This window comes from Fictibacillus sp. FJAT-27399 (genome assembly GCF_001510655.1).
GTDB lineage: Bacteria > Bacillota > Bacilli > Bacillales > Fictibacillaceae > Fictibacillus_C > Fictibacillus_C marinisediminis.
Genome location: NZ_LMVC01000003.1, coordinates 441,011 through 454,548, shown reverse-complemented (window position 1 = coordinate 454,548; position 13,538 = coordinate 441,011). Strand labels below are relative to the sequence as shown.

The following is a 13,538-nucleotide window of genomic DNA, read 5'->3' as shown; positions in this document are numbered from 1 at the left end:
TCATTATTTATAATGACTTAAGTAGGGTTTATTTCGTTTACCTGAATTTTGCAAAAGGAAATGTACATTCACATTCACTTTAGCCTCTGAAAAATGATGGCCCCAATTATTTTTCACCTTTTTCCAATATTCAGGTTCTTTCCTGCTTAAAACATCACCAAACCCAAAAACATCTGTGCTTTCCTTTTGGGCAATATGCAGGGCGTCATCTATTTGCCTTTTTACTTTTCCGTTCAAGTTTTTTTCTATTCGGTTTATGGTTTTAGGATCTGCGAGATCCACGGGACAGTTCACTTCTTTAATATACCCTTCTGCTTTAACATCAAGGTTCAATTCAGGCTGGCCATGCAACAAGGGAGTGGCAATAGCTGATTTAGTACGGATCACTTCCACACTAACTCCATCCTCTTTGGTTCTGCAATCTGCAGCAACAATCAATTTAGAAACACTATTTTTCGCCCAGAGAGCCCCTTCTATGTCTTTTCCATCCACCCACTTTTTCAGTTTTTGGCCTTTGAAATAGGCTAGCCCTTTAAATTCAAGATAGTAAGGATATGGATTTGGTGCTTTACCCGCTTTTTTTTCCAATACCTGCACCCCGCTGATCATCGGTTCACTTCCCTTGCTGATCAATGACTGTATGATAGTATCGATGTCCATTGATAATGCTTCTGTCCACTGGTTTTTCGACGTCTCCAGCTCGTCTTTAAAATGATTGGCCGATAGTTTCTCGAGAGGAGTCTGGACTTCGAGCAGCTCTTCCGCATGCTCATGCCGTGCGATGGCAATTTTGGTGGTCGTTCTGAAGTCCATGGACCGGTCCATCCAGTCCAGCACCCCGTCAATCCCCCGTTTTGCCAACGAGTTTCCAACTATAATAACCTGGGTATGCGCAAAAAATAATTTTCTCGAAACTTTCTTGGAGGCATTTGCTGCTGCAGCGGAAATGGTTCTTCCTTTCCCCGTAAATACAGTAAAGGCCTGACCATCGCCACGCAAGGAAGTGGTTTTAATAAAGGAACCGGGGTTTGCAATCTGAAAAGAGACGACATAATTTTTCTTGCCGAGTTTATCGAAGCCGATCCCCATCACGAATGCCATTTCGTTCATCTCTCTTTTGTTCCAGCATCCTGTACACATGACCAGAGAAAACAAAATTACCACTAAAGACCTCAGAATGTTTTTGTTTTTCACTAGTCTTCATCCTCTACTCTTCATTCGTTTTTCGTTAGGAGTCAACATCTTTGGCCTCCTGAATAAATCCCAAAGCGGTAACCGGATAAATACGTCCTTTTGATCTTGGACGTTAAAGGGAGCAATGGGCGAAAGATAAGGAACACCAAAGGAACGTAAGCTGCAAGCATGGCCCAATAAAAGAAAGGTTAAAACAGCTATTCCATACAAGCCCAAAAAAGAAGCTCCAAAAATTAAAATAAACCGGATTAATCGTGCAGAAATCGCCAGGCTGAACGATGGAATGGAAAAGTTTGCGATTCCCGTAATGGCAACAATAATCACCATGGATGCCGATACAATCCCTGCCTCCACTGCCGCTTGGCCGATAACGATCGCCCCAACGATCGATACAGCCTGTCCGACTGCTTTAGGCAAGCGTATTCCTGCCTCTCTTAACAATTCAAAGGATACTTCCATAATCATGGCTTCAAGAAAGGCAGGAAAAGGCAACCCCTCTCTTTGCGCTGCCAAGGTGATCAATAATTCTGTCGGAAGCATTTCTTGATGAAACGTAATCGTCGCAATAAAAATGGCGGGAGCATAAAGGGAGAGAAAGAAGGCAAAAAATCGCAGAATCCGTAAAAATGTTCCGATATCCCACCTTGCATAATAATCTTCTGCTGACTGGAAGAACTGCGAAAAAACAACCGGTACTAACAAAACAGACGGAGATCCATCCACAAATAGCGCCACTCTGCCTTCCAGTAAATTTCCTGCCACTACATCGGGTCTTTCTGTGTGATAAATCTGAGGAAAGGGGCTGAAGGTCGTATCCTGAATAAAATCCTCAATATACCCCGAGTCGATCACACTGTCATAGGAGATCTTGGACAGTCTTTCTCTTACTTCCTGTAAAATATTTTCCTCAACCAGCCCGTTTATGTACATAATTGAAATACCAGTATGGGTGATGGTACCCACCTCAACCGTTTCTACCCTCAGTTTTGGATTTTTAATCCGCCTTCTCACCATGGTGATGTTGGTTTCCGTAGATTCAATAAAGGATTCCTTTGGTCCGCGTACCACCGCTTCTGTTGTCGGTTCACTGATCGCGCGTTTTTCCCAGCCTTGTGTGCCTACGACCACTGCCTCATCATGTCCATTGAGAAGAAGAACTGTATTTCCTGTAAGAATGGACAGTAATAGGGAGTCCCACGATTTGCCGGTACTCACTTGACCGATCGAAATGCATTCTTCATTCATAAAATGAAAGGCTTCCGGTGGAGATAATGTCTCAGAATTTAGATTTTCATTCTTTATAAGCAGCGAGAGAAAATCACTAATCGTTTTAGAATCCGCCATTCCTTGCATATAGATGGCTGCAATATGAAAGCTTGAAATCTCAAACTTCCGAATTACCAGATCGGATGTTTTTCCAAGCTTGTTTTTTAAAAGATCAATATTAGACAACAAGTTAGACGTTAACAAAGTTTCTGTCTGATCCACTCCTGACTTTCGACGCTTGGAAACCAAAGCAACCCCCTCTTTAGATTTAGGTTTAAAGACCTAAACCCAAATACAATATGTTATTTTTCTAGTGTGGAAAGTTAGCACTCATTTTATTCAATGAGTTTTGGTGTGATAATGAATGGTAAGAAACCATAAAAAAAGAGTTGCCGGAGCAACTCGATGAAAAACTGGATAAAAAACACCAAACACAACCTCATAAACTAGCTGGTACTGCTTCCAAAATCGTAACTATTCCGCCTAAAAGGGTGATTAAAGATATATGTTCTTGTAATGAACACTAATAAAACAGTCCAAGCCGGGAGAAGGTTAATATATGGAGCTGCTCGCCCTGCTCCTACAATTTCAACTCCTGTATTCCACGAAAAATACGCAATAACAGAAGCAAATGTCATCACATAGTAAATACAAATCCATGCATTTGTTGTCATTTGAATCATATTTGGATGTACCCTTCCGATACAGCTTATCGCACTGCAAACGGTCATACAAAAAGAGGACGATCACGATTACGAAAATCCTTTATTTGACCACCATAAATTTGATCAATAATAACAGGTGTTCAAAGCCAGACACAATAATAATGTACACGAAAAGGCATCAGAAGAATGAAGCTGATTGGTAAGTTCGCTCGTTTCCTCGTAGGAATGACAAAGAATCGAGAAATCTATAATCTAGAGAAAATACAACTTTTCAAAGCCTCCAAGGGTGACGTGGAGCATAGGTGCATTATAAGGAATATTTAGGAGTATCATAGAACTCCTCTATTTCTCCATGCCCACTATAACCTAATACTATTAATGTACTTATAATTAATAACAACCACTAACCCCACCTAAATAAAGTCCCCTTCTAAATAGTTTTTCTTATTTAATACTATGAGGAATAATAAAAATTGCTTGTACATATGTATCAAGTCTTGCACCACAAAAAAACTTTTATCATAAACATAGCTTTGTAATGATGAAGCTAAGGAAAAAGAGAGTGGCTTCATGTAATAATGGCTATAAGCGTCCACCTGTTTTGACCAAATCATTTATTGATTGAAGCAAACAATAACTCGGTATATTTGAGCAAAATCGATCACACCAATGTTTGATATCATAATCCCTGTTCTTATATAAGAAAATGGCCCGTTTGTTAAATAAAAAAAGAGCTTACCTTTGGCAAGCTCACTTGAGTCCTTTCATTTATTTATGAAATATTTTCTAACAAATATTGAAAGAATCCCAAGAAATTATGAAAAATCACAATTACGATACTACCACACTCTTCTTTTCTGTCACTTCATGCACGAACAGCAAGCCGAGCTCGTGATGTTCATTCTCATAGAGCGACCGCTGGGAAAAACGGAGCTCTCCTCTATGATCCAGAACTTCGAGTTTACAAAAGGCTGCATTAATCTGCAAAGCACGGTAGAATTCACGCTCATTATTCAAGGCGACTCCGTTCACCTTCATGATGACTTCTCCAACCTGGATTCCCATCTTGGCAGCAGGGGTGCCAGGCACCACACCGAGGACGACGAGTCCTTCATTCCGGCGTGTGAAGAATGGCTTGCCGCTCTCATCACGCTGGCTGTTAATTACGGTAATGAGCTCACGGCCGAGCGTTCCTCCAATGATAGCGATAACCGCAAGCAGCGGCAAGCCAGTAAAGAAACCAACCAGCGCAATTGCCACAATAAGTGCGCCGAGAGCCAGTACTTGTTTTCCGGTCGCTTTAATTGCCTCCTGTGGAAGGGAATGAGAATTCAGCTGACGGAAACCTACCGCAAACGGGACAAGGAGAATGGAGTATCCAACAGTCTGCAGTCCGAAGATCGGCCAATCTCCCTGTGCAGGAATGGCACCTATCGGGATGAGGAAAAATTGCGGGACAAGCCAGAACCTTGTTGCCTCATGCGCACCCACGTATTGACCTCTCTTGCCTTTCAACAGACGGGGAGACGTTCGGTTTGACCCTTTCCAGATGATCAAAATCCCTTCCTGAATGAGGAGGAGAGCCATTAGAATACCGAGAGCATCAAGCGGTGTGTTGCGGATATCCCTCAGCCATGTATCCAGCAGATCAACATTTGTCGAGATATGCGGGAGAACAAGTGCAACTATTGATGCGAGTCCGATCGCATAAGCCGGGTTTAAAAACCTTGTTCTCAGTGTTAAGCCAAGCAACGCGTACATTGCGCCGATCAAGGCCACCATTCCCATCGGAACGACGACACCGGCGCCGAGCAGAACAACTGAAAAAATAATACCAATGACAAGACCAGGAAAAAACGATTGAATCAAATTATCAATCACAGGGTGGACCTTTACTTTAAATTCTTTTCGTTCCCGTTTTACTCGCTTAAAACCAATAACAAAAGCAACAATCACAAACACGTATGAAAGTGGATGTAAAAAAAGAGCCGCTATGCCCTCAAGCAGTTCCTTTACATAGATATCCATCACGCAAACCTCTCCTTAATGCTTCTTTTCTCAACGTTCGTAATCTATTCAAAATGTGATTCCGGCTTCTGCCTGGAATGTAAATTTACACAAGCATTATGTAGTTAATATTTTTAAGTATAACCCGAAAAGAACAAGGAGTGTGAGAAAAATGTGTAGCTTTTCATAAAGAAAGGCGCTTACAGATCGTTTGTCAGAAGATAAGCAGACGTTTGGTTGGGTTTACATGCGTTTTTTCATGAATTACGTGCGGGTTTTTAGCATTTACGTGCCAGTTAATCCCTTTACGTGCGGCTTTATTGCCTTAACGTGCCACTTTCCACCTTTTACATGCCAAACACAGCATTTCTCCAGCTTCTCAATCAACAAAAAAAATTCCGCAGGCAGAAACCTGCGGAATCCTTCGTTATTTTTTCTTTTCTGCTGCCATCTCCAAAGCAGTTTGAAGCTGGACGTCGTTTTTCTTGTTTCTGATCTCAGTGATGATCTTGCTTTCCAGCTTGCCGGCTGTTTTTTGATCCACTTTGCCGGATGGGCTGAGCTTGTTGGCTTTTTGGAAAGCAGTAACGGCTGTTTCTGTTTTTTCGTCAAAATAGCCGTCTGTGCGTCCCGGATCAAAGCCAAGGCCCTGAAGCATTTTCTGTGCATTTTTTACTTGTTCGCTGTTCATGTCAAAAACAAGAGGTTTTTCGATTGTAAGCGGGCTTGTGTAGAAGTAAGCCGGCTGTTTTACGGCATAATTTGGCTTGATGCCTTTTTTATGGATCCAATTGCCGTCCGGAGTCAGCCATTTAGCAAGCGTCAGCTTCACATTGCTGCCATCCCCCAGATCGATGGTCTGCTGAACCGTTCCTTTTCCGAACGTTTTCTCGCCGACTAGCGGATAACCGCCTGCTTCTTTTAATGCTCCAGCCATGATTTCAGAAGCTGAGGCACTTCCTCCATCTACGAGACCGACAATAGGATAGGCTTTCTTCTCTTTCAGCTGAGAAACATACCGTTCCTTGTTGCCTTTGCGGTCTTGAATTTGAACGAAAGGTTTGCCTGCCGGAATAATTTCCTTCAGCATGCTGTCGACCGCATTCAGATAGCCGCCTGGATTTCCGCGGACATCGATGACAAGCCCTTGTATACCTTTGCTCTCAAGTTCACCCAGTTTATCTTTAAAATCGGTTCCTGTATCTTCAGAGAAAGAGGTAATGTTGAGGACACCGATTTTTTTGCCGTTTACGTTTCGAACGTTAGAATAAACCGTCTCAATCGGAATCGTGTCGCGTTTCACATCGATGTTAAGCGTGTCATTAACACCTTTTCGCTTAATGCCGAGTGTAACTGTAGAACCTTTTTTGCCTCGGATTTTTAGAACAGCCTGATATAGATCAAGCCCTTCGAGACTTTTGCCGTCAACTGAAACGATCTGGTCATTCGGCTTCACACCTGAACGTTCTGCAGGTGAATCTTTAAATGGTGCGATAACGGTTACTTTTCCGTCCTGCATGCTTACTTCTGTTCCAATACCTTCAAAGGAAGAATCCAGTGATTGGGTAAACTGGCTGGCCGTGTCTTCATCCATATAGACAGAGTAAGGATCTTTTAATGTCCTTACCATCCCGTCGATGGCACCTTCAAGCAGTTTCTCTGAATCTACTTTCTGATAATACCTCGAGGAGATCAGCTCGTACGTTTTTTGAAGCTTCGCAAATTCCTGATCCTGATTCACCGGCGCTTTGGTGCTTTTCATCTCACTGACCGAACCGGCGTTGCCCAATGATTGATCTTTATTGGACCATTGCATGTAGCCGTACATTCCGCCGGCTCCAATAACAAGCGATAAAACCATAAGAAGCGCAACAACTTTTCTTTTCAATTTCGCTCACCTCATTTTTGGCAGAAAAAGGCATCACACCTTCCCGATGCGATGCCAATTTTCAAAGTAAGAGATGGACCTGATGTGTCCGCCCGAAACTCCTACTCTATATTATGAACAGCTTGTATTTTTATGTCCATATATTTCTCTGATTACATATACGGACGAGGGTCAACTGCATTGGATTTCGATGCGTTCCATGGCCCTTTGTGAAGTTCAAAATGCAAGTGCTGGCCTGTTGAATGGCCGGTGTTCCCCATATATCCGATCAGCTGGCCGCGTTTTACAGAACCGCCCTGAACGACACGCTCTCTCATGTGCCCGTAAACCGTGGTCCACGTTTGTCCATTGATCGAGTGGGTAATGAAGATTACATTTCCATAGGATGAAGAGTAATCTGAACGGATGACAGTACCATCTGCCGCTGCGTAGATCGGAACTGTACCTGGCTTGGCAATATCAACACCCGCGTGGAACTTGTTCCAGCGAGAACCGATCCCGGAAGTAAAGATACCCGCTGCCGGCTTCATGATCATTCCTGATCCGGTATTCGCAGCATTTCCGCCTGCGCTTCCCTTCGAGCTGTTTTGCTCCTCAGCCTGTTTGGCTCGAGCTTGTTCTTCTTTAATGGCCTTCTCCTGGCTGCTTAGAAGCTCAGCTGAATGCTCATACTTTTCCACTTCGTCCTCAATTTCAGAATGCTTTTTCTTTAATGAAGACATCAAACGGGTTTTCTCTTCCATTTGTGCATCAAGCTGCTTCTTCAGATCCTGAAGCTCACGCATTTTATCCTGGAGAGCAGAAAGCTGATCTTCAACCTTTTGTTTCTTCTGCTCTAAAAGGTCCTTATCTTTCTTTTGCTCTTCCAATAGCTGGCGGTCCTGATCCGCAATCAGGTTCAATGCGACAACCCGGTCAAGAAAGTCACCGAAGTTTTTTGATCCGAGAACCACATCAAGATACTGGACAGCTCCGCCACTCTCGTACATGGAGCTGACGCGTTCTTTCAGCAGCTGGTCCCGCTTGTCAATCCGCTTTTGAACAAGATCAATTTCGTTCTTAAGCTGATCGATCTGATCCTGCGTTGATTGGATCTCGTTTTCTTTCTTTTTAATCTGGCTTTCTGTAGCCATCGTTGATTTATCGATGCGTTCAATTTCCTTTTTTGTAGCTGCCTGATTCTTTTCGTTGAGCTTTAGTTTTGCGTTAGCGGCGCCTTGTTTCTTTTTATTCGCCTCTTTTTTCTCTTGTATGCTCTTTAGCGTTTCTGCGCTGGCTGTCGTGGATGATTGGTATGCTGTAATACCGCTAAGAGCGAGGCTTAATGAAAGTGTTAATCCTGCGATCTTTCTGTTCAAATCAAGTCCTCCCCTTTTCTACCCCAATTTTCATGTATATCTTTCGTAATCTTTGTGGCTCTTGGAAGCAGTTGATTTCCGTTCCAGGCTGCTCACTTTCGCGGGGCGTGCGCTGAACCCCTCGGCGCATGCGCCTGTGGGTTTCACCCTTCACGCTTCTCCTAGCCGTAGTCTCGCATCTTGCACTCCATCAACTTGTCCATGAAGTCTCTTTGCAAAATTGTTTCCAAAGCACAATCTTGCTAAAAATGAATTTATACTTTTAAGAATTTACGGACGGATGAAATGCTTCCCCATACTCCAATCAATCCACCGATAATGGCCAGCAATGCTGAAAGCTGAAGCACCATCGGATAGACCGGCAGCAGTCTGACAAAGACGGTATCAAGCTGATTATTGACTGAGCCGTGGAGGAATTCGTATCCGAACACGATAACGAGGATCGGAACAATCGCCCCCATCACACCCAGTACAAACCCTTCAATGAAAAAAGGCCAGCGAATAAAGCCATTTGTTGCGCCAACAAGTTTCATAATTTCAATTTCTTTACGCCGGGATACAATTGTAAGTTTAATCGTGTTTGAAATGAGGAACATTGCTGTAAAGATCAATCCAACGATCAATACAATCCCAACATTTCTGGCAGCGCCTGTCACTTTAAACAGCCGTTCTACGGTTCCCTGGCCGTAATCAACCTTCTTGATGTGGTCAAATTTCTCTATTTCAGAAGCAACAGATGCGGTATCCTGAGGCTTCTTCGTTTTAATGATGTACGCATCTGGCAATGGATTCTCTTTTTTCAGAGATGAGAAAGCTTTTCCTTCATCTCCAAGGCTTTTGATCAATTCTTTCAATCCATCTTCTTTGGATTGGAATTTCACTTCATTGACATGCGGAACCTGTTCCATTTTTTGCTGCAGATCAGCATACTCTGTCTGTTTTGTCGTGCGGTCAATATACGCCCGAATCTCTACATCGCCTTCAATCTGGCTTGCAAGATGATTTAAGTTTAATAGGACCACTAGAAAAACGCCGACAAGCAATAAAGTAACCGTTACTGCACTAACGGAGGCAAATGACATCCAGCCATTTCTCCCAAGACTTTTAAATGCTTCTGTAAAGTGACGCTTTAGGGTTCTAGATTTCATAGCCGTATTCCCCCTTCTGCTCGTCACGCACGATTCGTCCGCCTTCAATGGCGATTACGCGCTTTTGAAAACTGTTAACAATATCTTTATTGTGAGTGGCCATGACAACTGTCGTACCACGTTCGTTGATTTCCTTGAAGATGTCCATGATCTCCCATGCCGTTTCAGGGTCAAGGTTTCCTGTCGGCTCATCCGCAATAATAACTGGAGGATGATTAACAATGGAACGGGCGATCGATACACGCTGCTGCTCTCCGCCTGATAGCTCATCGGGAAAAGAACGTGCTTTGTTTTTCAGCCGAACCAGATCGAGAACTTCCATGACGCGCTGGCGGATTACTTTTGGAGTCTCTTCGATAACTTCAAGTGCAAAAGCAACATTTTCATATACTGTCAGCTTTGGCAAAAGTTTAAAGTCCTGAAAGACTACTCCAATTTTCCTGCGCATTTTAGGAATGTTTCGTTCCCTTAATTTTGCCAGATCTGTGCCTTGTATGAGGATCGAACCTTTTGTCGGCTTCTCTTCTCTGTACATGCACTTGATGAATGTAGATTTACCGGCTCCACTCGGCCCTACTACATAAACAAATTCTCCTTTATCTATGTAGATATCGATCCCATTTAAAGCCATAACACCATTGGGATATGTTTTCCATACATCTTTCATTTCTATCAAAATTCATCACTTCCTTAATTCAGAACTGCGTATTTCCCCATCCGCCTTTTAAATTCGACAATCTATAACAACCAATTTATTAAAATCAGTGTTTTTTCCCGTAATTCCTATTATAACATCGGAAACTGTAAAATTTATTACAGTTTCATTTCAAGTTACGACGTTATTTTCGAATAACAAGTGACTTTTTCACTATCTTTACAGCTTTTCGACAAATATATTACGACATTATTCGCATTTTTCTGTCAGCGGTTGGAGAATACGTTATTTACGATTTTAATCAAGCTGAAAGGTTCCAAAAAATCACTGCTATTTACTTAGCCGACAAACATACCCATTCGTATTTTTTTCTGTTATCATGTCGGTACGTTTCATGAAATCGGACAAAATCCATCATTTCTCAGTCTTTTCATAAAAAAACCGGCGAGCAATTTGCTCACCGGTGTGTTTTTTATCGATTATGCACGCTTAAATCCTTCGCCCAGTACTTCATTGGCGTTCAACAGGATAATGAACGCAGAAGGATCTATACTTTTGACAAATTGCTTCAGTTTGGTCACCTCATATTGAGCGACTACACACATGAGCATCGGACGCTCATCCTGTGTATATCCCCCGAACGCATTGATCTTTGTTACACCTCTGTAGATCTCGGTAAGAATCCCTTGGCGCATTTCTTCCTCCTGATCCGAAATGATCAGTGCCACTTTAGAAACCCCAAGCCCCATTTGCACAACGTCAATCGTTTTTGCCGTCAGGAACATGGCGATCAAAGCGTAAAGAGCTTTTTCAAGACCGAAAACAAGTGCGGATGTACAAACAATCGTTCCATCAATAAACAGAATGCATGTCCCGAGGGAGATTTCGGCATATTTGTGAAGGATCTGCGCCAGCAAGTCAACACCGCCTGTTGATGCTTTTCCTCGGAATACGATGCCCAGTCCGGCTCCAACACCCAATCCTCCGAATAATGCACCAAGCAGCGGATCGTTCGTAGCTGGTCCCCAACCGCTGAATACAAAAACGAAGAGGGGTAAAACGACAGTGCCGACGAGTGTTTTAGCGCCAAACTGCCTTCCGAGAAAAATTATACCGGCAAAAAATAGCGGAATGTTAAGTGCCCATTGGACAATCGACGGATCCCAGCCTACAACCCATTTTAAGATGGTACTGATCCCGCTCACCCCGCCGGAAGCAATCTTGTTCGGCAGCAAAAACACAGAAAAGGCAAGCGCTACGAAGGCCGAACCGATCACCACAAATATATATTCCAAAGCGAGTTCTGCCTTTGGCGGCAAAACCCCATTACGTCTTCGCAAAGCTGTCATCATTGCTACATTACCCTACTTTCTAAACCACCTAAGTTCGTAAAATGGTAAAACCCGAATCATTATATCACTACTAGTCTGCCCTGTGAACGTGATCCCGATGACGCGGTAAAGGAATAAAATTGAAATTTCCGATTATATTTTTAACCGTAAATTAGATGAAATTTATTTAAACAAGAATTAAACAATACGCTTCAGCAGATGGCCGCTGCGTCCGGTCTGCTTCCGGGAACCTGGCGGGCTTTCTTTTGTCGAACGGTTTTTTACAAATTCAGACAGCTTTCCGTTAAACTAGTAACAACATATTGAGGGACAGGAAAGGGGATAAAAATTGAGATGGATGAAAAAAAGCTGTTTCTCCTCCTTTTGCAGCGTATGGAGGAAGCACTCGGCAGACTCGACCGTTATCAAGCTAAAATTGAAATCATTGAAACCAATTTCAATAAGCTTGATCAAGGAATGGAAAACTATCATTCCGCCGTACTCCAGCGTTTTGAGCAGATGGAACACTATATATCCCACCTGGAGCATGAGATCGAAATACTTCAGCGCAATGTGCCCGGAGCTGATGAGGCCTTGCCTCTGCAATAATTACATAGAGAAAGAATCGAAACTATCCAGGGTGCGATCTGGATAGTTTTTTTGTTCATTTTGGAATGAAAAGATCTATGTTAGCAGGCTCTGCCGAGGCTCGTGCGTGCCATTACGTGCCATTACTTGCGGTTCGACACGCTTTACTTGCAGTTCGGTTCGCGTTATTTGCGAAAATGCTATGTTTACTTGCAGTTCGAAAAGACTTACTTGCGGTTCGACTAGGTTTACTTGCAAAACGCATCATTTTCATAAAAAAAATACAAAAAAAGGCTGGCCCACACAGGACCAGCCTTTTCCCTTATCCTATTAAATTTTAGAACGCAGATACGCGTCGATAAAGCTTTCGATGTCTCCGTCCATAACTGCTTGAACGTTCCCCATCTCCGTATTGGTACGGTGGTCTTTTACGAGGCTGTATGGATGGAAAACGTAGGAACGAATCTGGCTTCCCCACCCGATCTCTTTTTGTTCTCCGCGGATTTCAGCCAATTCTGCCTGCTGCTCTTCAATCTTCCGCTGAAGAAGTTTCGCTTTCAGCATTTTCATCGCATGGTCACGGTTCTTGATCTGTGAGCGCTCAGTTTGGCACGATACGACGGTGTTTGTAGGAATATGGGTAATCCGTACGGCCGAGTCCGTCGTGTTAACGTGCTGGCCGCCTGCTCCGCTGGCCCGGTACGTGTCCACTTTTAAATCTTCGGTACGAACATCAATTTCAGAATCATCATTGATCTCTGGAACGACGTCGCATGATACGAACGACGTATGCCGGCGTCCCGATGAGTCAAATGGAGAGATCCTGACCAATCGGTGAACTCCTTTTTCCGCTTTTAAATAACCGTATGCATTGTGGCCTTTAATGCCAAGCGTTACGCTTTTTACACCCGCTTCATCTCCAGGCAGGTAATCCAGCGTTTCTACCTTGAATCCTTTACGTTCCGCATAGCGTGTGTACATGCGGAGAAGCATGGAAGCCCAGTCCTGTGACTCGGTCCCCCCAGCACCCGGATGAAGTTCGAGTATCGCATTGTTCCTGTCGTATGGCTGGTTTAAAAGAAGAGAAAGCTCAAATGTATTTAAAGCATTGGACAGTTCCTTTAAATCACGCTCAAGTTCCTTCTGCATGTCAGCATCGGGTTCTTCCTTCAGCATTTCATGTGCGACTTCAAGATCTTCGTAACGTCCGTTTAAATCTTCGAACTGGTTCACTTGCTCTTTCAATCCGTTTGCTTCACTGATGACCGTTTGCGCAGCATTCTGGTTATCCCAGAATGCCGGTGCGCTCATTTTTTCATCGAGCTCTGCTATCTTTGCTTTTTTGTTATCGAGGTCAAAGAGACCCCCTGAAGTCCGCTAATCGCTTAGCCATAATGTTCAGTTCCTGCTTAATCTCTACTAATTCCATTCTGCCACC

General features: G+C 43.3%; 11 protein-coding genes. 1 reads left to right on the top strand and 10 read right to left on the bottom strand.

Going from position 1 to position 13,538, the window contains the following annotated elements; translation table 11 throughout:
- Window positions 1–3: 3 nt before the first annotated feature.
- The 9 genes from AR335_RS16270 to AR335_RS16235 all read right to left on the bottom strand — a co-directional run bounded on the left by AR335_RS16270 (window position 4) and on the right by AR335_RS16235 (window position 11,533).
- Window positions 4–1,194 carry a Ger(x)C family spore germination protein gene (locus AR335_RS16270; protein ID WP_062237848.1) on the bottom strand — a complete coding sequence of 397 codons (1,191 nt, stop codon included), beginning with the start codon at window positions 1,192–1,194 and terminating at the stop codon, window positions 4–6.
- Between the two features lie 6 nt (window positions 1,195–1,200).
- On the bottom strand, window positions 1,201–2,709 hold the full coding sequence (locus tag AR335_RS16265; protein WP_062237846.1) for a spore germination protein: 1,509 nt from the start codon (window positions 2,707–2,709) through the stop codon (window positions 1,201–1,203).
- 197 nt (window positions 2,710–2,906) lie between these two features.
- On the bottom strand, window positions 2,907–3,191 hold the full coding sequence (locus AR335_RS25565; protein ID WP_082683573.1) for an EamA family transporter: 285 nt from the start codon (window positions 3,189–3,191) through the stop codon (window positions 2,907–2,909).
- Between the two features lie 765 nt (window positions 3,192–3,956).
- Window positions 3,957–5,153 (bottom strand): PDZ domain-containing protein, encoded by a 1,197-nt coding sequence (locus AR335_RS16260; RefSeq protein WP_062237843.1) that lies wholly within the window; start codon window positions 5,151–5,153, stop codon window positions 3,957–3,959.
- A 406-nt stretch (window positions 5,154–5,559) separates the two neighbouring features.
- Window positions 5,560–7,020 (bottom strand): S41 family peptidase, encoded by a 1,461-nt coding sequence (locus AR335_RS16255; protein ID WP_062237841.1) that lies wholly within the window; start codon window positions 7,018–7,020, stop codon window positions 5,560–5,562.
- A 152-nt stretch (window positions 7,021–7,172) separates the two neighbouring features.
- A complete protein-coding gene (locus AR335_RS16250; RefSeq protein WP_062237840.1) occupies window positions 7,173–8,378 on the bottom strand; it encodes a murein hydrolase activator EnvC family protein in 1,206 nt (401 codons plus the stop codon).
- A 254-nt stretch (window positions 8,379–8,632) separates the two neighbouring features.
- Window positions 8,633–9,526 (bottom strand): permease-like cell division protein FtsX, encoded by an 894-nt coding sequence (gene ftsX / locus AR335_RS16245; RefSeq protein ID WP_053357018.1) that lies wholly within the window; start codon window positions 9,524–9,526, stop codon window positions 8,633–8,635.
- Complete coding sequence (ftsE, locus tag AR335_RS16240; RefSeq protein WP_062237838.1) at window positions 9,516–10,202, bottom strand: cell division ATP-binding protein FtsE; 687 nt, start codon at window positions 10,200–10,202, stop codon at window positions 9,516–9,518. Before ftsE ends, ftsX begins: the two co-directional genes overlap by 11 nt.
- A 458-nt stretch (window positions 10,203–10,660) precedes the next feature.
- Window positions 10,661–11,533 carry a YitT family protein gene (locus tag AR335_RS16235; protein ID WP_234293325.1) on the bottom strand — a complete coding sequence of 291 codons (873 nt, stop codon included), beginning with the start codon at window positions 11,531–11,533 and terminating at the stop codon, window positions 10,661–10,663.
- 333 nt (window positions 11,534–11,866) lie between these two features.
- On the opposite strand from AR335_RS16235, the gene AR335_RS16230 reads away from it, so the two are divergent.
- Window positions 11,867–12,121 carry a hypothetical protein gene (locus AR335_RS16230; protein ID WP_062237836.1) on the top strand — a complete coding sequence of 85 codons (255 nt, stop codon included), beginning with the start codon at window positions 11,867–11,869 and terminating at the stop codon, window positions 12,119–12,121.
- Between the two features lie 309 nt (window positions 12,122–12,430).
- Here the strand turns inward: AR335_RS16230 and prfB are convergent.
- A protein-coding gene (gene prfB, locus AR335_RS16220) for a peptide chain release factor 2 (RefSeq protein WP_234293323.1) occupies window positions 12,431–13,529 on the bottom strand; the annotation gives its coding sequence in 2 pieces (ribosomal slippage) (window positions 12,431–13,465 and window positions 13,467–13,529; 1,098 coding nt in all).
- Window positions 13,530–13,538 lie beyond the last annotated feature (9 nt).